Origin of the sequence: Corallococcus sp. EGB (genome assembly GCF_019968905.1) — a bacterium.
Taxonomy (GTDB): Bacteria; Myxococcota; Myxococcia; order Myxococcales; family Myxococcaceae; genus Corallococcus.
In genome coordinates, this window is sequence record NZ_CP079946.1 from 516,177 (window position 1) to 537,406 (window position 21,230).

The window sequence follows — 21,230 nt, forward strand, 5'->3', positions numbered from 1 at the left end:
ATGGCCATCGACCTGACCTCCCTCCCGCGTCCCTCTCGCGACGACACCACCGTGAGCACCCTGGTGCGTGGGCTCGTGGGCAGCGAAATCCTCCGCATCGCGGCGGAGATTCGCGAGCTCGTGGCCAAGGGCAGCAAGGTGTGCAACCTCACCGTGGGGGACTTCAACCCGAAGGAGTTCCCCATCCCGGACGGCCTGCGCGACCAGATTGGCGCCGCGCTCCAGGGCGGTGAGACGAACTACCCGCCGTCCGACGGCGTGCTGGACCTGCGCCAGGCCGTGCAGCGCTTCTACGAGCGCTCCCTCGGGCTGAAGTACCCGCTGGAGGGCATCACCATCGCGGGCGGCGCGCGGCCCGTCATCTACGCCATCTTCCGCGCGGTGCTCGACCCGGGGGACGTCGTCGTCTACCCGGTGCCGTCGTGGAACAACAACCACTACGCCCACATGCTGGGCGCCAGGGGCGTGGTGGTGACCACGGACGCGGCGGCGGGCTTCATGCCCACGCTGGCGCAGCTGGAGCCGCACCTGTCCACGGCGCGCCTGTTGTGCCTGTGCAGCCCGCTCAACCCCACCGGCACCATGCTGGACCCGGAGGCCCTGCGCGCCATCTGCCAGCGCATCGTGGAGGAGAACCGCGCGCGCGAGGGCCGCGGCCAGAAGCCCCTCATCCTGATGTACGACCACATCTACTGGGTGCTGAGCTTCGGCAAGAAGCACGTCACCCCCGTGGAGCTGGTGCCGGAGATGGCGCCGTACACCGTGTTCGTGGACGGCATCAGCAAGGCCTTCGCCGCCACCGGCGTGCGCGTGGGCTGGGGCGTGGGCGCGCCCACCCTCATCTCCCGCATGCGCGACGTGCTGGGCCACGTGGGCGCCTGGGCCCCCAAGGCCGAGCAGCTGGCCACCGCGCGCTACCTGGACGACACGCAGGCCACCGAGTCCTTCCTCAAGACGATGCGCCAGCGCGTCGACGAGCGCCTGGAGGCCCTCTACAAGGGCTTCCAGCGCATGAAGGACGCGGGCCTGCCGGTGGAGGCCATCGCGCCGCAGGGCGCCATCTACCTCTCCGTGCGCTTCGACGTGGTGGGCAGGGACGGGCTCACCACCAATGACGCCATCCGCAAGCGCCTGCTGGAGAAGGCCCGCTTCGCCATGGTGCCCTTCCAGGCGTTCGGCCTGGCGGCGGACACCGGCTGGTTCCGCCTCTCCGTGGGCGCCACCTCGGTCGCCGAAATCGAGGAGGCCCTGCCTCGCGTGGAGGCCACCGTGCGGGAGATCCTCGCGGCGAAATAGCCTCTTTCCTCCACAGGCTGGCAGGCAGGGAATAGCCTGCCTGCCGTGGCGTTGAGGGCGCCGCCATCATGCTCAAGCGCTTCGTGGACGTCCGGGACGAGGAGGTGGGGGCGGTCCTCGGGGCGTTCGTCTACTTCTTCACGTTGATGTGCGGCTACGCCATCCTGCGGCCCATCCGCAACGAGATGGGCACCGCGGGGGACGTGAAGCACCTGCCCTGGCTCTTCAGCGTCACCTTCGTCGTGATGCTGCTGGCGGTGCCGGCCTTCTCCGCGCTGGTGGCGCGCTACCCCCGGCGGGTGGTGGTGCCGCGCGTCTACCGCTTCTTCCTCTTCAACCTGGTGGCCTTCTTCGCGCTGCTCAAGTGGGGCGTGGCGAAGGAGACGGTGGCGCGCGCCTTCTACGTCTGGTTGAGCGTCTACAACCTGTTCGTCGTCTCCATCTTCTGGAGCTTCATGGCGGACGTGTTCGCCAGCGACCAGGGCAAGCGGCTCTTCGGCTTCATCGCCGCGGGCGGCACCACGGGGATGATTGCCGGCCCGTTCCTGGTGGGCCGGCTGGCGGAGCCCGTGGGGCCGGTGAACCTCATCCTCGTGTCCGCGGTGATGCTGGAGGTGAGCGCGCAGTGCGTGCGCCGCCTGGGCCACTGGGCACGGGACGTGCAGCACCAGCCCGCAACGCGCGAGGGGCCGGTGGGCGGCGGGATGCTCGCGGGCTTGCGGCTGCTGGTGACGTCGCCGTTCCTGCTCGCGCTGGGCTTGCAGGTGCTGCTGTACGCGGCGACCTCCACGTTCCTGTACTACCAGGAGGTGCAGCTGGTCGCGTCGCTGGCGAAGGACGCGGCGGCGCGCACGGCGGCGTTCGCGGACATCGACTTCTGGGTGCAGGTGCTGACGCTGGGCATCCAGACGCTCGTCACCGGGCGGGTCATCTCCCGTCTGGGGTTGGGCGTGGCCATGGCGGTGGCGCCGGTGCTCACGCTGCTGGGCTTTGGCGTGCTCGCGTTCGCGCCGGTGCTGGGGGTGCTCATCGCGGTGAAGTCGCTGCGGGGCGCGAGCCACTACGCGCTGGAGCGCCCGTCGCGCGAAATCCTCTTCACCACGGTGGACCGCGAGGCCCGCTACAAGTCCAAGAGCTTCATCGACACGGTGGTGTACCGCGGCAGCGACACGCTGAGCGCGTGGCTGCAGGGCGGGCTCGAGGCGCTGGGCCTGGGCATGGCGGGCCTGTCGCTGGCGGCCGTGCCCGTGGCGGCGCTGTGGCTCGCGGTGGCCCTGTACCTGGCGCGCCAGCAACGCACGCGCGCCGCTGAGACCATCCCGCAGACGTCCCTACCCGGAGGAACCACGGCATGAAGCTGTCCCGAAGAGGCGTGATTCAAGCAGCGGCCGCGCTCGGCGCGGTCCAGGTGTTGGGCTGTGCGTCGTCCACCAGGGCCGGTGACGACAAGGGCGGTGATGCCCCGGGCAGGCCCCTGAACATCCTCATCCTGGGCGGCACCCGGTTCCTGGGCCCCGCGCTGGTGCAGGCGGCGCAGGCGCGCGGCCACACGCTCACGCTCTTCAACCGCGGCAAGTCCAACCCCGGCCTCTTCCCGGACGTGGAGAAGCTCCAGGGCGACCGCGACCCGAACAAGGGCGAGGGCCTGAAGGCGCTCCAGGGCCGCAAGTGGGACGCGGTCATCGACACGTCCGGCTACGTGCCGCGCATCGTGAAGGCGTCCGCGGAGCTGCTCGCGCCCAACGTGGGGCAGTACGTCTTCATCTCCAGCGTGTCCGTCTACAAGGAGATGACGAAGAAGGACCTCAACGAGTCCGACGCCGTGGGCACCATTCCGGACGAGACGAAGGAGGAGATTGACGACCTGAGCTACGGCCCGCTCAAGGCGCTCTGCGAGAGGGCCGCGGAGGCGGCGATGCCCGGCCGCACGCTCAACATCCGCCCCGGTCTCATCGTGGGGCCGGATGACGGCTCGGACCGCTTCACCTACTGGCCGCTGCGCGTGGCGAAGGGCGGCGAGGTGCTGGCCCCCGGCGACGGTGAGGATCCGGTGCAGGTCATCGACGCGCGCGACCTGGCCGCGTTCATCATCCGGAACGTGGAGCGCCGCACCCAGGGCATCTTCAACGTCACCGGCCCGGTGCAGCCCATGAAGATGAAGGGCATGCTGGAGACCCTGCGCGAGGCGACCGGGAGCGACGCGCGCTTCACCTGGGTGGACGCCGCGTTCCTGGAGCAGCAGAAGGTGACGGCCTTCGGGGACATGCCCGCGTGGGTGCCGCGCACCGGACCGGAGAGCGGCATCGGCGCGGCGAGCATCGCCAAGGCCATCCAGGCGGGGCTCGTCACCCGCCCGCTCGCGGACACCGCGCGCGACACGCTGACCTGGTTCCATGCGCTGCCCAAGGACCGCCAGGAGAAGCTGCGCTCGGGCCTGTCCGAGGAGCGGGAGAGGGAGGTGCTCGCCGCCTGGCACCAGACGAAGGGCACCGCCCGGGCGGACTGAGCGGCGTGCGTCACGCGCGCGGGGGGCTGCCCTCGCGCGCCTGGCTGTCGTGCGGCCGGGCGGCCATACAGGAGCCGCCGGGCAGGCAGCGGGCATGCGGTGGTGGCCGGGCGCGTCATGCGTCCGCACCTTGTCCGCCATGGAACGCGACCAGGACAGCAGGCATCACGTGGTCATCGTAGGGGCGGGCTTCGGCGGGCTTCAGGCCGCGAAGGCCCTGGGCAAGGCGCGCAACGTGCGGGTGACGGTGGTGGACCGCTACAACCACCATCTCTTCCAGCCGCTCCTCTACCAGGTGGCGACGTCCGTGCTGAACACCGCGGATATCTCCGCGCCCATCCGCAGCATCCTGCACGCGCGCAATACGGAGGTGCTGCTGGCCGAGGCGAAGTCGGTGGACGTACACCGCAAGGTGCTCGTCGTGGAGGGCGGGGAGATTCCCTACGACTCGCTGGTGGTGGCCACGGGCGCGTCGCACTCGTACTTCAAGCACCCGGAGTGGGCGCAGGTGGCGCCGGGCCTGAAGACGCTGGACGACGCGGTGCGGATCCGCGAGCGCATCCTGACGGCCTTCGAGGCGGCGGAGCGCGAGCCCGACCCGGTGCGCCAGCGTCAGTGGATGACCTTCGTCATCATCGGCGCGGGGCCCACGGGCGTGGAGCTGGCGGGGGCGCTCTCGTACATGACGCGGCACGGGCTGCGGAGGGACTTCCGGCACATCGACACGCGCGAGGCGCGGGTCATCCTGCTGGAGGGCCTGCCGCGCGTGCTGAACGCCTATCCGGAGGAGCTGTCCGAGGAGGCGAAGCTGGACCTGGAGGAGCTGCACGTCGACGTGCGCACCGGGGCCATGGTGACGGAAATCGACGACGAGGGCGTCACGGTGGGTGACGAGCACATCGCCACGAAGACGGTGCTGTGGGGCGCGGGGGTGGCGGCGTCGCCGCTGGTGCGCTCGCTGGGGGTGCCGCTGGACCGGGCGGGGCGGGTGCGGGTGACGCCGTTGCTCACGGCGCCGGGCCTGCCGGACGTGTATGTGATTGGCGACGTGGCGGCGGTGGAGCAGCAGGGCAAGCCCGTGCCGGGCATCGCGCCGGCGGCGATGCAGATGGGGCGGCACGTGGCGAAGACCGTCCTCTGCCGTCTGGCGGGCAAGCCGCCGCGCGCGTTCCGCTACCACGACAAGGGCAGCTTCGCGGTGATTGGCCGCGGCTTCGCGGTGGGCGTGCTCTACGACAAGTGGCGCATGAAGGGGCTGCCCGCGTGGCTCGTCTGGGCGGGCGTGCACATCGCCTACCTCATCGGCTACCGCAACCGCCTCTTCGTGATGCTGAACTGGGGCTACACGTTCATCACCCGGGGCGGCCGGAACATGCGGCTCATCACCAGCAACGTGGCGAAGCGCATGCCCGTCCTGGCGGCGTCCCGCCAGGTCCCCGGCCTGCCTCCTCCTCCCGTGCGTCCGGAGCTGCCGACGGCCTCGCGGCCCGCGCCGGTGCACTGAGCTGGGAAGACCTGGGACGTGGTGCGAAGTCGCCCCGGTGCCTGCTGGCGCCGGGGCGATTTCCGTTTTGATGCGGGCGGTCCCCGCCTCCCGTCCGCCGCGCCGGCCCCCTCGGAGGGCATGCAGGCGTGACGGAGCGGGACAGGGGACCCCTGGCCATGTCAGCCTCTCGCGATAGGGAAGGGGAGGGACGCACGACGTGGGGGGCCCGACCCCGCGGGTGGGCGGCCGGGGCGGGGAGGGGACAGGCCATGAGGTGGGATGAGATGGGCGAGTCGCCCGGATGGGACAGGACGGTGTCGAGGGACGGGAGCGTGGACGGTGGGCCGGCTCGCGGCGGGCGGGGCTCCATCCTCGCGGTGGTGGCGGAGAAGCCCGCCGTGGCGCGCGACATCGCCCGGGTGCTGGGCGCCACCGAGCGCGGCGAAGGCTTCCTGCGCGGCAACGGCTACGTCGTGACGTGGGCCATCGGCCACCTGGTGGGGCTGGCCCAGCCGCATGAGATTCGCCCGGAATGGAAGAAGTGGCACCGCTCGCAGCTGCCCATGCTGCCGGGGGACTGGCCGCTGGTGGTGTCGTCCTCCACGAAGGACCAGTTCGAGGTGGTCCGCCGCGTGATGAACGCGCCGGAGGTGTCCACGGTGGTGTGCGCCACGGACGCCGGGCGCGAGGGCGAGCTCATCTTCCGCTACATCTACGCCGCCGCCGGGTGCCGCAAGCCGGTGCGGCGGCTGTGGGTGTCGTCGCTCACCGAGCGCGCCATCCGCGACGGCTTCCAGCACCTCAAGGACGGCAAGGAGTACGCGCCGCTGGCGGACGCCGCCATGGGGCGCAGCCGCGCGGACTGGCTCGTGGGCATGAACCTGTCGCGCCTCTACACGCTGGCCAGCGGCACCTACGGCAGCATGCTGTCCGTGGGGCGCGTGCAGACGCCCACGCTGGCCATGGTGGTGGAGCGCGAGCTGGCCATCCGCGACTTCGTGCCCCGGGACTACCTGGAGGTCGTGGCCACCTTCTCTCCGCGCGGCAGGGGCGCGCCCGTGGGGGCCCGCTACCAGGGCACGTGGTTCCGCTCGGGGCCGGACGGCAAGCCGGTGATTCCGCCGGGCCATGACTCCGTGCGCGAGGCGCGCCGGCTGGACGCGGACGGCGTGGAGGCGGGCCGCGTCATCGACCGCGTGCGCGGTGGCAGCGCGGTGGTGGAGTCGCTGGACGCGGAGACCAAGCGGATGCCGCCGCCGCTGCTCTACGACTTGACGGAGCTCCAGCGCCACGCGAACCGGCTGTACGGCTTCAGCGCGCAGCGCACGTTGGAGGTCGCGCAGGCGCTCTATGAGAAGCACAAGCTCTTGAGCTACCCGCGCACGGCGAGCCGGCACCTGTCGCAGACGGTGGCGGACACGCTGCCGGAGGTGGTGCGCGCCATCGAGGCCCCGTACCAGGAGGACCTGGCGCCTGGCACGGGCGAGCGCCCGCTGGGCAAGCGCTACGTGGATGACGCGAAGGTGACGGACCACCACGCCATCATCCCCACGCCCATGCCGGCGTCCGGCGTGCGGCTGTCTCCGGACGAGCAGCGCCTCTATGACCTGGTGTGCCGGCGCCTGCTCCAGGCGTGGCACGAGGACCACGTCTGGAAGGTGACCACGGTCATCACCGCGGTGACGTCCAAGGGGGACGCAGGGCCCGTGGTGGACCGCTTCCACAGCGCCGGCACGCAGGTGGAGAAGGTGGGCTGGAAGGTCCTGGACGTGGGGGGCGGGCAGAAGCCGCCGCGCCTCAAGGCCGAGGGCAAGAAGGGCGCGGACAAGGACAAGGAGGAGGAGCCGGACGACGAGCCGCAGGACCTGCCGGCGGGGCTCGCTCGGGGGCAGGCGCAGGCGGTGGAGGACGTGGAGGCGGTGAAGAAGCGCACGCGTCCGCCGCCGCGCTTCACGGAGGCCACGCTGCTCACGGCGATGGAGTCCGCCGGCCGCACGCTGGATGAGAAGGAGCTGGTGGACGCGATGCGCGACACGGGGCTGGGCACGCCCGCCACGCGCGCCGCGACCATCGAGCTGCTGCTCGAGCGCGAGTACCTGATCCGCGAGGGCAAGCGCCTGGTGGCCACGGAGAAGGGCATCCATCTCATCGAGGTGGTGCACCCGGACGTGAAGTCCCCGGTGATGACGGGGCAGTGGGAGGCGTGGCTCCAGCGCATCGAGCGCGGCCAGGGCGCGCTGGATGCGTTCATGAGCGGCATCGAGGCGTATGTGCGGGAGGTCGTGGGCCAGGCGCCCACGTCACTGCCGCCCGTGCCGGCGGCCGTGGGAGGCGCGGCACGGAATGAGGTCGCGCCCGCGGCCGGGCGCTTCGAGGGCACCCGGCCGCATCCCGCGAAGGCGCCCGCCGAGGAGCTCTTCCGGACCCGTGAGGCCGCGGTCGCCACCGTCCAGAACGCGGCCCGCGCCAACACCGCGCGCGATGACGCCGGCGTGTCCGAGGGGCTCCGTGCCGGCGCGGCAGGGCCTTCTTCCGCCCACGGGACCCATGGCGGAGCCAACGTCCACGGCGGAGCCGAACCGCATCGCGTCCAGGAGCGTCCTCCCACGATTCCCTCCGCGGAGGTGCGCACCGCCTTCGTGCAGGCCTCCTCCGAGGGCTTTGGCCGGGCGAAGCGTCAGCCCCAGGCCGTGAACATGGGCGGCGCCCGGCCGGAGCGCGTGCATCGTGCGCCCACGCCCCCGGACAAGCTGCGCGGCCTCCTCAAGGAGGCCTTCGGCTTCTCCGACTTCCGCCCGTACCAGGAAGAGGTCTGCCGCGCGGCCACGTCCGGCGAGGACCTGCTGCTGGTGATGCCCACGGGCGCGGGCAAGTCGCTCTGCTACCAGCTGCCGGGCCTGGCTCGCGCGGGCACCACCGTGGTCGTCAGCCCGCTCATCGCGCTGATGGAGGACCAGGTGCTGCGGCTCCAGTCGCTGGGCTTCGCCGCGGACCGCATCCACTCCGGACGCGACCGGGCCACTTCCCGTCAGGTCTGCGCCGAATACCTCGAAGGCCGCCTGGACTTCCTCTTCATCGCACCCGAGCGCCTGGGTGTCCCCGGCTTCGTGGAGCTGCTGGCCCGCCGCACGCCCTCGCTCATCGCCATCGATGAGGCGCACTGCATCTCGCAGTGGGGCCATGACTTCCGTCCGGACTACCGCCTGCTGGGCTCGCGCCTGCCGCTGTTGCGCCCCGCCCCCGTGGTGGCCCTCACCGCCACCGCCACGCCGGACGTGCAGAAGGACATCGTCCAGCAGCTGGGCCTGCGCGGCTCGCGGGGCGGCGCCGCGCACACGTTCATCCACGGCTTCCGGCGCACCAACATCGCCATCGAGGTTCGAGAGCTCAACCCGGGGGCTCGCGGCGACGCCATCCTGTCGCTGCTCAAGAACCCGGCGCACCGGCCCGCCATCGTCTACGCGTCCACACGCAAGCACGCGGAGCAGTACGCGGACCTGCTGGCGCACGACTTCCACACCGCGCCGTACCACGCGGGCCTCCAGCCCCAGGAGCGCGACCGCATCCAGGCCGCCTTCCTCAAGGGGCACCTGGAGGTCATCGTCGCCACGACGGCGTTCGGCATGGGCATCGACAAGCCGGACGTGCGCACCGTCATCCACGCGGCGCTGCCCGCGAGCCTGGAGGGCTACTACCAGGAGCTGGGGCGCGCGGGCCGTGACGGCAAGGACTCGCGCGCGGTGCTGCTCCACGCCTTCGTGGACCGGCGCACCCACGAGTTCTTCCACCGCCGCGACTACCCGGACCCCTCGGTCCTGGAGCGCATCTACCAGGCCACCTCCAACGAGTTCGAGCCCAAGGCCACCATCCAGGCCCGCGTGCGCGGCGACCCGGAGCTCTTCGACAAGGCCCTGGAGCAGCTGTGGATCCACGGCGGCGTGGAGATGACCCCGGACGAGGACGTGCGGCGCGGCCGCGCGGGCTGGGCCGTGGCGTACATCGCGCAGCGCGAGCGCAAGCAGCTCCACCTGGAGCAGATGGGCCGGTACGCGGAGGCGCATGACTGCCGCATGCGCCACCTGGTCGCGCACTTCGGCGACGTGCAGGACTCCGGCGCCGCCTGCGGCCTGTGCGACGTCTGCGCCCCCGAGTCCTGCGAGGTGGTCCGCTTCGAGGAGCCCTCCGCCCTGGAGGCGCACGCGCTGGGCCGCATCCTGGAGGCCCTCCACGCGCGCGACGGCCAGGCCACCGGACGGCTCCACCGGGAGCTCTTCGGGGAGCAGCTCCACCGCCGCGACTTCGAGCGCCTCGTGGGAGGACTGGTGCGCGCGGGGCTGGTGCGCCTGGACTCGGACTCGTTCGACAAGGACGGCCAGGTCATCCAGTTCCAGCGGCTGGCCCTCACGGACGCCGGCCGCCGCGCCCGCGTCATCGCCCCCGGCCAGGTGGTGCTCCCCCAGGCGCGCGAGGTGCCCTCCAAGAAGCGCAAGGGCCGCACGGCCTCCGGCGGCACGAAGCGCACGTCCCGCAAGCGCGCCGAGGCCTCGCCCCGGGGACGCGGCCAGGGGCGCAAGGGTGCCGCGGATGCGTGGGCCTCGCGCGGCGCCTCCGACGACGCGGACTTCTCCCAGGAGACCTTCCCCACGGACGCGCCCCCGTCGGCTCGGAGTGGCTGGAAGGCGCGCGCCACGCCTGAAGCGTCTCCGGGCCCCCGGGCATCGTGGAACGCGTCCCGCAAGGCGCCCCGGGAGCCGGACTTCTCGGCGCCTCCGGCATCCCCCGCGCTGGTGGCGTCCCTCAAGGAGTGGCGCCTCACCGAGGCCCGCAAGCGCAAGGTGCCTGCCTTCCGCATCCTCACCGACCGCGTGCTGGACGCCATCGCCAGCGCCCGGCCCTCCAGCGGCGCGGAGCTGATGTCCATCCACGGCGTGGGCCCCGCGCTCACGGAGCGCTACGGCTCGCAGATCCTCTCGCTCGTGTCCCGCCGCCGCTGAGGGCAGGGCCCTCTGGCCCCGCGTCTCACGAAGGCCGCCCCGCCCCCTCGGGTGGGACGGCCGGAATCCGAGTGGATCCATTTCGGACCGCGCGTCGACACGGCCTGCACCGCGTGGGCAGCCCCGTCGCCCGTGAGGATCCGTCGCGGTCTTTCCGTCCGCCGCGAACCGCCTGACAAGGGAAAGCCCTTTCCTGGGCCGCAGGCGCGGAGAGCGGCCTGCCAGGCGTGGAAGCCGCGTTCCCTCGCTTGTAGGCCCACAGCCGGGTGCCACCTTCTCGTCCACACGCGCAATGGGAGCGGCGTGAGGGCACAAGGGGGCGCGCAATGGAGCTGGGTTTCGAGACGATTGGCAACGCCACACTCATCTGCCACGACAACGGGCCGGTGCTGGTGACCGACCCCTGGACGGACGGGGACGCGTACTTCGGCAGCTGGACGCTGTCCCACGAGATTCCCGAGGAGCAGCGCCAGTCCATCCTGGCCTGCCCCTACGTGTGGCTGTCCCACGGCCACCCGGATCACCTGAGCATGGCCTCGCTGGAGAAGCTGCGCGAGCGCACCCTGCTCGTCCCCAACCACGTGGGCGGACGGATCCGCGACGACCTGCGCGAGGCGGGCTTCAAGGTCCAGGTCCTCCAGGACCGGGAGTGGACGCGCCTGTCGCCGCGCATCCGCGTGATGTGCATCCCGGACGTGAACCAGGACGCGGTGCTGCTGGCGGAGGTGGGCGGCCGGCTCATCGTCAACCTCAACGACTCCGGCGACCGCGGCCAGGGCCGCTTCGTTCGCCGGGTCATCAAGGAGTACAGCGAGACGTACCTGCTGGCCCTGTCCGGCTACGGCGACGCGGACATGATGAACTTCTTCACCGAGGACGGGCGCCGCATCCTCCCGTACGCGGCGGCGAAGACACCCGTGGGACAGACGATTGCGCGCATGGCGGAGATGTACGGCGTGCGCTACTTCGTCCCCTTCAGCTCCATGCACAAGTACCAGCGCGGCGACAGCGTCTGGGCTTCCGAGTACACCACCACGCTGCCGGACTACGCGCGGGGCTTCCAGTCCACCACCTGCGAGATGCTCCCGGCCTTCCTGCGCCAGGACTTCACCAACGACGCCTCCACCTCCATCAACCCCAAGGAGCGCGTCATCAAGCCGGTGGACCCGAAGGAGTACGGGGACGACTGGAGCGAGCGCCTGGAGGCGGACGAGGTGAAGCAGCTGGAGCAGTACTTCCGCGCCGTCGAGCACCTGGGCACCGTGATGGACTTCCTCCGCTTCCGCGTGGGAGGCCAGGAGCACGTCATCGAGTTCAACAAGCGCCGCTTCCACAAGGGCATCACCTTCGAGGCGCCCCGCGGCTCGCTGATGACCGCCGTGAAGTACCAGGTGTTCGACGACCTGCTCATCGGCAACTTCATGAAGACCACCGTGCACGGCGGCTTCGGCAAGGGCAGCCTCTACCCGGACTTCAGCCCCTACGTGGCCAAGTACGCGGACAACGGCAAGGCCCGCACGGAGGCGGAGCTGCGCAGCTACTTCAACGAGTACAAGAGCCGCGACATGGTGGGCTACCTGCGCCACCAGCTGGATGCCCACTGCGTGCGCCCCCTCCAGCTGGGGTCCGCGGAGCTGCTGCGCACCCTGCTGCCCGCAGACTCCAGCGCCTTCCGCATGGCCAAGGAAACCTATTGGAAGGTGCGCCGCGCCATCCTCTAGGGATTCCCAGGAAAACTGCGCAGCGGGCCTGTACGGAACCAGGACACCTCACTGTTCCTTTCTCAGACAGTGAGGCTCCAGGGGTGAAACCTTCGTGTTTCAAGGTATTTACCTGGGGTGCTGTCACGTGAGTTGACGGTTGACGCGAGGAGGTCTGGAGCGGGGGCGCTCCAGACATCCTCGCGTTTCTTGTTTTCGCCTGGGGAGCCGCGGTTGGCCCGGCAGTTGCTGAATGGCCCGGCGCGCGGCCCGCAGCTGGCGGGAAGGCCAGGCGGTGGTCGCGCATCCCCCGAAGCACACAGGAAGAGTTCCCCGATGCTCAAGTTCCGCTCTGTTGCGATGCTGGCCGGTGTGTCGCTGATGCTCGGCGCGTGCGGTGGCCCCGAGTCCGCGCAGGAGTCCGACGTGAAGCCCACCTGGGATGAGTTCAAGGCCCAGGCCTACCGGGAGCCGTGGGAAGGCGGGAAGTACATCGTCAACGGCGACGAGGCGCTGGAGTCCGAGGAGGAGCTGGCGGCCTACTTCCACAACGTCGTTGAGTCGCAGCTGGGCAAGTCCCAGGACGGCCTGGCCGTGTACTACATCGGCGGCGACATCAAGTGGAGCAGCACGCAGAAGATGAACCTGACGTACTGCATCAGCGACAGCTTCGGCAGCAACAAGACCAAGGTCGTGAACGCGATGGCGAGCGCGACGGCGGCCTGGGAGGCCACCGCGAGCGTCAACTTCACCTACCTGTCCCAGTACGACGCGTCCTGCACCGCGTCCCAGACGGGCGTGCTCTTCGACATCCGTCCGGTGTCCGGCCAGTCCTACGTGGCGCGCGCGTTCTTCCCGAACTCCAGCCGCTCCGGCCGCAACGTCCTCATCGACAGCAGCGCCTTCGGCAGCCTGGGCGCGTGGACCCTGACGGGCGTGCTGCGCCACGAGCTGGGCCACACGCTGGGCTTCCGTCATGAGCACACCCGCTCCACGGCGAGCGGCTGCTACGAGGACAACCAGTGGCGTGCGCTGACCTCCACCTACGACCGCGCCTCCGTCATGCACTACCCGCAGTGCAACGGCACCCAGACGGGCGACCTCGTGCTGACCACCCTGGACAAGCAGGGCGCCCGCGCGCTGTACCCGTGAGCGTGAGCCTCACCGTTTGAAGGGCCCGGGGCCGGTGGGAGCGTCTGCGAAGGACGCGCCCGTCGGCCCCGCGCCGTTTCGCTAGAAGCGGGCGGAGACCTGCTCGGCGTCGGTGGGGCGCTCGAAGAAGATGAGCGTCTTGCCGCCCTTCTCTCCAATCTCCAGGCACTCCAGCGCCTTCGTCTGGTCATCCAGCTCCGCGTAGAGGCGGTCCGGTTCGAGGATGCGGTGGGTGACCTCCTCGCCCTCGCGGCCCACGATGATCTGCACGGCGCCGGAGTCGCTCCCCTTGGTCTCCAGGGTGATGTCCACCAGGGGCAGGCGGTCCGCCAGGGGCTGGTCGCCGGTCTCCGAGTCGATGGACTCCACGCGCACCCACTGGGTGGCGTCCTTCCTGCTGATGCCGGCGAGGTAGCTCGCCCACTCCTCCCGGGGAATTTCCTGATTGATGTGTGCCATGGGGCCGCCTCCGCGGGCTTTTCGTGTGCCTCAACCGTAAGGCGTCCGATTCGCGGGTGAAGGACGGGCCCGGCTGGACGACGCTCCTGTGTCCGCGCGGACCGGGCCCCGGCACGTCGGCTGCCCTCACGTCAGTCGCGCAGGGCGTGCACGGCGTCGTCCTTCAGCACCAGGCGCACGGTGGCGGCCTTCCCATGGCCGAAGTGCTCGTAGGCGGCGTGCTCCAGCACGGGGGCCAGGACGGTGCGCAGGCCGCGCGCGCCCGTCTCGCGCTTGAGGGCGCGGGCGACCACCCATTCCCTCACGGCGGGGTCCACGGTGAGCTCCAGCCCCTCGTGGGCGAACTCGCGCTCCCAGGTGCGCAGCACGTTGTGCTGGAGGATGTCTCCCAGCGTGGCCGCGTCCAGCGGGCTGAAGGACACCAGCCGGTTGAAGCGGCCGATGAGCTCCGGGATGAAGCCGTAGCGGGAGAACGCGGTGGTGTTCTCCAGGTGCTCGTCCGTGATGCGCGTGGCGATGGACTCCAGGTCCTTCTGGCCGCCCCTGCCGGGTTCGCGGCCGAAGCCCACGCGCTCCACGTGGGCCAGGGTCTCCGCGGTGCCCCGGAAGCCGCTGAACGCGCCGCAGGCGATGAAGGTGATGCAGCCCATGTCCAGGGACTCGGCGCGGATGCGGCTGGTGAAGCCGAAGTCCGGCGGGAAGGTGGCCTGCGGCGCGGACAGCAGGTGCAGCAGGCTGCGCTGCACGCCGAAGCCGCTCACGTCCTTGGTGGTCTGCTGGCCGGAGAAGCGGCTGTCGGAGCGGCTGGTGGCGAGCTTGTCGAACTCGTCCATGCAGATGACGCCGCAGGAGGCCCACGCCGCGTCGCGCTCGGCGGCTTCATAGAGCCGGGACAGCAGGGTGCTGACGTCGTCGCCCACGTAGCCCGTTTCGGAGAACTGGGTGGCGTCCGCGAGCACGGTGGGCACGCCCAGGATTTCGCGGAACAGGAGCTCCACGAGGAACGTCTTGCCGGAGCCGGTGGGGCCGAGGAAGAGGGCGTTCTCCCGGGTGCCGGGCTCCGGCTCCAGCCCCTCCAGGTACAGCCGGCGGATGCGGCGCAGGTGCCGGTAGGCGAGCACGGAGGCCGCGCGGCGGGCCTCGGGCTGGCCCCGGTAGCCCAGGTCGCCCAGGCGCGCGTCGATGTGCCTGGGCGACAGCACCTCCAGCGCGGCCACGCGCTCCTCGATGGACGGGCCTTCGGGGGAGGCGGAGGGGTCGACGCCGGAACGGGGGGACATCGCGGGGAGCTCCAGGAGGGTGGGGACGCCCCATCATCCGGGAGGCACCCGGGCGCGACAAGCGAGCCTACCGGATGTCGAGGATCCGGCCCCTTCCGTCGATGAGGTAGGTCGCGTCCCCATCCAGCAGCACGGCCTCGGGCGGCATGTCGCAGCGGCCAAGGTTGGGGGCGAAGTGGATGACGTACAGGTCGTCATTCACCTTCTGGATCCTGACGTCGTAGACATCCCGGCGATTGAGGCAGCGGACCAGCCTTTCGTCGTTGCCGGTGGCCTTCGCTCCTGGGGGCATGAAGTCCGCCAGCGCGACCTGGAACGCGGCCAGGGTCGGCCCGTCCAACTCGTTCGTCGTCTCGAAGGTCAGCGGGTCGCGGATGCGCTCTCCCTGCTCGCGAGGGACGCGCTCGGGGCGCTCGTACTTGTAGTAGCCGAAGTAACCGCAGCCCTGGAGCAGGGCACAGGCGGCCATTCCCAGGACAAGCAGAGCAAGACGCCGAGGTCGCCTGGGTCCATTCATGGCGTCCAGTCCTGTCCTTCGTAGAGTTCGATGTTGCCCAACTCGTCGCGGACCGCGCCGATGGGCACCCAGCCCCCGCCGCGAAGCGCGGCCACCTCGCGGTCCGTGTAGTCGTATTTGTAGGCGCGGCACTCGCCAGCCTTCTCCCGGTAGAAAAGCAGGAGCTGCCGCCGGAGCACCTTGCCGGTCCTCGAATCGGCGATCCGCGTGGGAACCCACCGGCGCTCGTCACCCAGGTCTGCCTGGGAGAACCGCCGGTTGTGCGGATGGTTGTGGCCCCTGCCCAGGATGACGGCGTCCAGGTGCCGTGGATCATCCAGCCGCGTGGGGACCCGGCATGACTTCGTGCGGCCCACGCCCGTGCCGTGGATGTCGGACAGGTGGCTGAGGTAGTACGCGTCTTCCGCGCCCGAGTAGTAGACCAGTGCGCAATACTCCATCCCGTAATCGCCCGACGACGCCCCAGGCTGCCGGGTGAGAATCTCACAGGCGCTCCCGGCGAGTTCCTCCATCGACGGGAAGGGCCCCGCGAGCGGACCGGTGACCTGGAGCTGGCCATCCGGCAGCTCACGGACCCGGACATCCGGGTTCGGCGTGGAGCAGCCCATCATCACCACCGCGACCCATACCCATGGGGCAGACCAGGGGCTTCGCTGAAGCGCCATGCCAAGTGCCCGGGTGAGAAGGGGCTCTCCTGGAACCAAATCGTTATCATGTTAAACAATTAAATAAAGAATAATCTGTCAATATGGAAAAATATGCCTGTAACGCTACCTTGTGGATTCCGGGCTGGCAACACGACGTGAGGGGTCCAGGAGGGCGCGAGTCCACGGACACCGGCGTGCGGCCTCCGTCCGCCGGTCCGCACTCGTGCACGCCCAGAGGTCGGCCCGTGAACAGCGGTGGGGCTTGGGTGCACGGGGTGCTCCCCGGGACCGCGTCCGCGCATTAACAGGGACCCGACATGGCTCATACGACTGAAGCGCGGTCCCAGGCGCCCCGGCTGGGGGCGTGGGTGGAGGGCTCCTCGGTGCGCTGGCGCGTCTGGGCGCCCGGCCACCAGGGCGTGGACGTGGTCCTGTACGACGCGGAGGACCGCGTCCTGCGCAAGGTGCCGCTCCAACCGGAGGCGGAGGGCTGCTTCGGCGGCGCGCTGCCGGACCTGGGCGAGGGCGCGCGCTACAAGCTCAGCGTGGACGGCGCCGAGCCGTTCCCGGACCCCTGGTCCCGCTCCCAACCCAAGGGCGTGCACGGTCCTTCCGAAGTGGTGGGCACCGACCATGGCTGGACGGACGCGCACTGGAAGGGCCCGGATCCGCGAGGCCTGGTCATCTACGAAGTGCACGTGGGCACCGCGACGCCGGAGGGCACCTTCGAGGCGCTCATCCCGAAGCTCGCCCACCTGCGCGAGTTGGGCGTCAACACGCTGGAGCTGCTGCCCGTGGCCAGCTTCCCGGGCGCGCGCAACTGGGGCTACGACGGCGTGGACCTCTTCGCGCCGCAGGCCACCTACGGCGGCCCCAGGGGGCTGCGCAAGCTCATCGACGCGGCGCACGCGCACGGGCTCGCGGTGCTCCTCGACGCCGTCTACAACCACTTCGGACCGGACGGGAACTACCTGCGCGCGTACTCGCCGCACTACTTCACCGGCAAGCACCACACGCCCTGGGGCGACGCGGTGAACTACGACAGCGAGGGCAGCCGCTTCGTGCGCTCGCTGGTGCTCTCCAACGTGGAGATGTGGATCCGCGACTACCACGCGGACGGCCTGCGCCTGGACGCGGCGCACGCCCTGGTGGATGACGGCCAGCCGCACCTGCTCGCCGAAATCGTCGAGCGCGCCCACGCCTCCGCCTCCGGCCGCCGCGTCGTCGTCATCGCGGAGGACGAGCGCAATGAACGCAAGCTCGTCACGCCCCCGTCGGACGGCGGCTACGGCCTGGACGCCGTCTGGGCGGATGACCTGCACCACCAGCTCCGGCGCGCCTTCGCGGGCGACCACGAGGGCTACTACCAGGACTACACGGGCAGCGCCGAGGACCTGGCCACGACGCTGCGCCAGGGCTGGTTCTACACGGGCCAGAAGTCCAGCAACCTGGGCCACGCGCGCGGCACGGACCCGAAGGGCCTGGCGCCGTGGCACTTCGTCCACTGCATCCAGAACCATGACCAGGTGGGCAACCGGCCCTTCGGCAACCGCCTGTCGGAGGACGTGTCCCCGGCCGCCTACCGCGCCATGAGCACGCTCCTGCTCCTGTCGCCCTTCACGCCGCTGCTCTTCATGGGACAGGAGTGGAACGCGCGCACGCCGTTCCTCTACTTCACGGACCACCACGCCGAGCTGGGCAGGCTCGTCACCGAAGGGCGCCGCAAGGAGTTCGCCGGCTTCTCGCGCTTCAAGGCCGAGGAGGTGCCCGACCCGCAGGCCCGCGACACCTTCACCCGCTCCACGCTGGACTGGAGCGAGCTGGACAACGCGGAGGCCGCGGGCGTGCACACGCTCTACAAGGAGCTGTTGCGCCTGCGCGCCACGGAGCCCGTGCTCACCAGCCGCCAGGGCACGCACGACGCCCGAGCCCTGGGCCCGGACGCGCTCGTGCTGGAGCGCCGCGCGGAAGGGGACACGCTGCTCATCTTCGTGAACCTGCGGGGCGCGCTGGTGCACTCGCTTCCCCCGCACGCGAGTGCGGGCATCGTCACGTGGAGTGAGAACCCGCGCTACGGCGGCGCCGTGGAGGCGTCCCCGCTCACCGGCAACGTCGTGCGCCTGGAAGGCCCCTCCGCGGCGGTGGTGAGGCTGCGCGAGTAGCCATTCCAGACGGCGAGTCGCAATCTCACACGCAAAGGCAGACATGGTTTCACGCGCGGCCCGCCACTCCGGAAGCGGAGGTGGCGGGCTGTCGCATTTCCTGTCCGTGAAACATGCAACGACAGGGAATGCCCTCCGGGGTGGGCCGGTAGACGCCCTCCCCAGGAGGAAGCACCGTGTCTCAATCCCATCCAACATCGTGGAAGCATTACATCACCACCGCGAGCATGCTCGCGCTGTTCGGGACTTCATCGCAGGCGCTCGCCGCGTCGGGCTTCACCGCCGTCACCGCCAGTGGAGATGACGGCAACAGGCCGTCCGCCACCATTGACGGCAACCTCACCACGCGCTGGTCCAGCGACGGCGTGGGGCAGTGGCTCCAGGGCGACCTGGGCAGCGTGAAGTCGCTATCCGCGGTGGACATCGCCTGGCACCGGGGCAACGAGCGGACCAACACCTTCGTCCTGGCCACGTCCACGGACGGCGCCACCTGGTCCACGGCCGTGTCCACGAAGTCGTCCGGCACCACCGCCAACTTCGAGCGCTACAGCTTCTCCGCGCGCAACGCCCGCTATGTGCGCGTCACCGTCAACGGCAACTCCGTCAACACCTGGGCCAGCATCGCCGAGTGGGCCGCCATCGCCGGCGCCGCCACGCCCACGGCCGGCGCGGACCGCTTCGGCGTCACCATGCTCTACCCGACGAAGTCCGGCGGCGAGTCGTGGACGCTGGCGGACAACGCGCTGGCGGACTCCCGCTTCGACCCGCAGAACACCATCACCCGCAACAGCGACGGCTCCTGGAAGATGAAGGACAAGCAGGTGCGGATGAGCGTCTTCACGTCCACGGGCTACGACGACCGGAAGATCCCCACCTACGACCGGGACGTGCTCGCGAGCCGCGGCTACATGCAGGCGCCCAACGACTGGAAGAACATCGAGATGACCGGCTTCGTGAAGGTCAACGCGGTGGCGGACGCGAAGGACAACTTCGCGTGGTACGCGCGCGGCGGGAAGCACAACGACAAATACTCCGGCTGCGAGGGCAGCAGCTACAAGGGCGGCCTGCACTACGACGGCCGCGCCCGCTGGGAGAAGGAGACCTGGCACGTCTCCTACGATCAGACGCCCTACGTCACCGCCACCTCCTCCCTCAAGGGCCGCTGGGTGGGCTTCAAGGCCGTCATGCGCAACATCACCGTCAGTGGCCAGACCGCCGTGAAGCTGGAGATGTACGTCAACGAGAACGCGGACAAGGTGACGTGGAAGAAGGTCTACGACTACACGGACGCCGGCAGGTGGGGCGGCGACGCCCAGCACTGCGGCGGCGCCGTGCCCGCCGCGCCCATCACGTGGGGAGGCCCCATCGCGGTGTTCCGCTGGGACAACGCCACGGACGTGGACTTCAAGTGGCTGAGCGTTCGCGAAATCCAGCCTTGAACCCCGCGTGAAGCGGGGCTCGCACGCGGCCTGACGCAGGACGGCAGGCCGCGTGCCGGGCAGGCGGGGAGGTCCGGGGCCGGGTGGGGCGACCCGCCGAACCCGGGGCTTTCCATCGACAGGGCGCGCCGGGGTGGGCAGCATGGCGCCGCCATGAACGTCGACCAAGCCCTCGCCTCGTCCGAGCGCATCTGGGAGCAGGAGATCCTCCCGGCGCTGGAGCGCTACATCCGCATCCCCAACAAGTCGCCCGCCTTCGACCCGGACTGGGTGAAGTCCGGCCACATGGAGCAGGCCGTCCAGCTCATCGCGGACTGGTGCCGCGCGCAGGCCAAGCACCTGCCCGGGCTGACGGTGGAGGTGGTGCGGCTGAAGACAGCGGACGGCAAGGACCGCACGCCGGTCATCTACATGGAGGTGCCGGGCACGCGCGGCGACGACACCGTGCTCTTGTACGGCCACCTGGACAAGCAGCCGGAGATGACCGGCTGGCGTGAGGGCCTGACGCCGTGGACCCCCGTGCGCGAGGGCGACAAGCTCTTCGGCCGCGGCGGCGCGGATGACGGCTACTCCGCGTTCGCGTCACTGTCCGCGCTGCGGCTGCTCAAGGAGCAGGGCGTGCCGCATGCCCGCTGCGCCATCCTCATCGAGGCGTGCGAGGAGAGCGGCAGCTACGACCTGCCCGCGTACATCGAGGCGCTCGCGCCGCGCATCGGCAAGCCGTCGCTGGTGGTGTGCCTGGACTCGGGCTGCGCGAACTATGAGCAGCTGTGGATGACCACCAGCCTGCGCGGCATGGTGGCCGGCAACCTGCGCGTGGACATCCTCACGGAGGGCGTGCACTCCGGTGACGCGACGGGCGTGGTGGCGTCTTCCATGCGCATCATGCGGATGCTGCTGTCGCGCGTGGAGGACGAGGCCACGGGCCACATCAAGGTGAAGGAGCTGCACACGGAGATCCCCGAGGGCCGGCGCCAGCAGGCGAAGGCCGCCGCGGAGACGATGGGCGACGAGCTCTACACGAAGTTCCCCTGGGTGGAGGGCGCGCGCCCGGTGACGACGGACGGCGCGGAGCTGGTGCTCAACCGCACCTGGCGCCCGGCGCTGGCGCTGACGGGCGTGGAGGGCGTGCCGGCGCTCGCGAGCGCGGGCAACGTGCTGCGCCCCTACACCACGTGGAAGCTGTCCATGCGCATCCCGCCGCGCGTGGACCCGAAGGCGGCCGCGAAGGCGCTGAAGGAGACGCTGGAGAAGGATCCGCCGTACGGCGCGAAGGTGTCCTTCGAGGGCGACAAGGCGTCGGTGGGCTGGGACGCGCCGCCGCTCGCGGGCTGGCTGTCGAGCGCGGTGGAGTCCGCGTCCAAGGCGTGCTTCGGCAAGCCGGCCATGGCCATGGGCGAGGGCGGCACCATCCCGTTCATGGGCATGCTGGGCGAGCGCTTCCCGGAGGCGCAGTTCCTCATCACGGGCCTGCTGGGGCCGGGCAGCAACGCGCACGGGCCCAATGAGTTCCTGCACATCCCCACGGGCAAGAAGCTGACCGCCGCGGTGGCGAGCGTCGTCGCGGCCCACTTCAAGCGGTAGTGCCTCAC

General features: G+C 70.5%; 14 protein-coding genes. 10 read left to right on the top strand and 4 right to left on the bottom strand.

Annotated elements, in window-relative coordinates; all coding sequences use genetic code 11:
• The 7 genes from KYK13_RS02230 (at window position 1) to KYK13_RS02260 (ending at window position 13,134) form a co-directional block, all read left to right on the top strand.
• On the top strand, window positions 1-1,296 hold the full coding sequence (locus tag KYK13_RS02230; protein ID WP_223641583.1) for a pyridoxal phosphate-dependent aminotransferase: 1,296 nt from the start codon (window positions 1-3) through the stop codon (window positions 1,294-1,296).
• A 68-nt stretch (window positions 1,297-1,364) separates the two neighbouring features.
• Window positions 1,365-2,651, top strand: coding sequence for an NTP/NDP exchange transporter (locus KYK13_RS02235; protein ID WP_223641586.1), 1,287 nt, complete (start codon window positions 1,365-1,367; stop codon window positions 2,649-2,651).
• Window positions 2,648-3,802: an NAD-dependent epimerase/dehydratase family protein gene (locus tag KYK13_RS02240; RefSeq protein WP_223641589.1), complete on the top strand. Its 1,155-nt coding sequence runs from the start codon at window positions 2,648-2,650 to the stop codon at window positions 3,800-3,802. Before KYK13_RS02235 ends, KYK13_RS02240 begins: the two co-directional genes overlap by 4 nt.
• Window positions 3,803-3,971: 169 nt before the next feature.
• Window positions 3,972-5,306 (top strand): NAD(P)/FAD-dependent oxidoreductase, encoded by a 1,335-nt coding sequence (locus tag KYK13_RS02245; RefSeq protein ID WP_255654163.1) that lies wholly within the window; start codon window positions 3,972-3,974, stop codon window positions 5,304-5,306.
• 251 nt (window positions 5,307-5,557) lie between these two features.
• Window positions 5,558-10,282 carry a DNA topoisomerase 3 gene (locus KYK13_RS02250; protein WP_223641592.1) on the top strand — a complete coding sequence of 1,575 codons (4,725 nt, stop codon included), beginning with the start codon at window positions 5,558-5,560 and terminating at the stop codon, window positions 10,280-10,282.
• A gap of 326 nt (window positions 10,283-10,608) precedes the next feature.
• Complete coding sequence (locus KYK13_RS02255) at window positions 10,609-12,003, top strand: MBL fold metallo-hydrolase (protein WP_223641594.1); 1,395 nt, start codon at window positions 10,609-10,611, stop codon at window positions 12,001-12,003.
• Window positions 12,004-12,318: 315 nt separating this feature from the next.
• Window positions 12,319-13,134, top strand: coding sequence for a M57 family metalloprotease (locus KYK13_RS02260; protein WP_223641596.1), 816 nt, complete (start codon window positions 12,319-12,321; stop codon window positions 13,132-13,134).
• A gap of 81 nt (window positions 13,135-13,215) precedes the next feature.
• Here the strand turns inward: KYK13_RS02260 and KYK13_RS02265 are convergent, their stop codons facing one another.
• The 4 genes from KYK13_RS02265 to KYK13_RS02280 form a co-directional block, all read right to left on the bottom strand.
• The gene (locus KYK13_RS02265; RefSeq protein WP_223641598.1) at window positions 13,216-13,593 is read right to left on the bottom strand and encodes a DUF5335 family protein; all 378 of its coding nucleotides are present in this window, start codon (window positions 13,591-13,593) and stop codon (window positions 13,216-13,218) included.
• Window positions 13,594-13,724: 131 nt separating this feature from the next.
• Window positions 13,725-14,873 (bottom strand): AAA family ATPase, encoded by a 1,149-nt coding sequence (locus tag KYK13_RS02270; RefSeq protein ID WP_223641601.1) that lies wholly within the window; start codon window positions 14,871-14,873, stop codon window positions 13,725-13,727.
• Between the two features lie 67 nt (window positions 14,874-14,940).
• Window positions 14,941-15,342, bottom strand: coding sequence for a hypothetical protein (locus KYK13_RS02275; RefSeq protein WP_223641603.1), 402 nt, complete (start codon window positions 15,340-15,342; stop codon window positions 14,941-14,943).
• A 44-nt stretch (window positions 15,343-15,386) separates the two neighbouring features.
• On the bottom strand, window positions 15,387-16,055 hold the full coding sequence (locus tag KYK13_RS02280) for a hypothetical protein (protein WP_223641605.1): 669 nt from the start codon (window positions 16,053-16,055) through the stop codon (window positions 15,387-15,389).
• Window positions 16,056-16,354: 299 nt separating this feature from the next.
• Here KYK13_RS02280 and treZ point away from each other — a divergent pair, with 299 nt between their 5' ends.
• The 3 genes from treZ to KYK13_RS02295 all read left to right on the top strand — a co-directional run bounded on the left by treZ (window position 16,355) and on the right by KYK13_RS02295 (window position 21,222).
• Complete coding sequence (treZ, locus tag KYK13_RS02285) at window positions 16,355-18,199, top strand: malto-oligosyltrehalose trehalohydrolase (RefSeq protein ID WP_223641606.1); 1,845 nt, start codon at window positions 16,355-16,357, stop codon at window positions 18,197-18,199.
• 176 nt (window positions 18,200-18,375) lie between these two features.
• Window positions 18,376-19,638: a discoidin domain-containing protein gene (locus KYK13_RS02290; protein WP_223641607.1), complete on the top strand. Its 1,263-nt coding sequence runs from the start codon at window positions 18,376-18,378 to the stop codon at window positions 19,636-19,638.
• A gap of 153 nt (window positions 19,639-19,791) precedes the next feature.
• Window positions 19,792-21,222 (top strand): M20 family metallopeptidase, encoded by a 1,431-nt coding sequence (locus tag KYK13_RS02295; RefSeq protein ID WP_223641608.1) that lies wholly within the window; start codon window positions 19,792-19,794, stop codon window positions 21,220-21,222.
• Window positions 21,223-21,230: the final 8 nt, after the last annotated feature.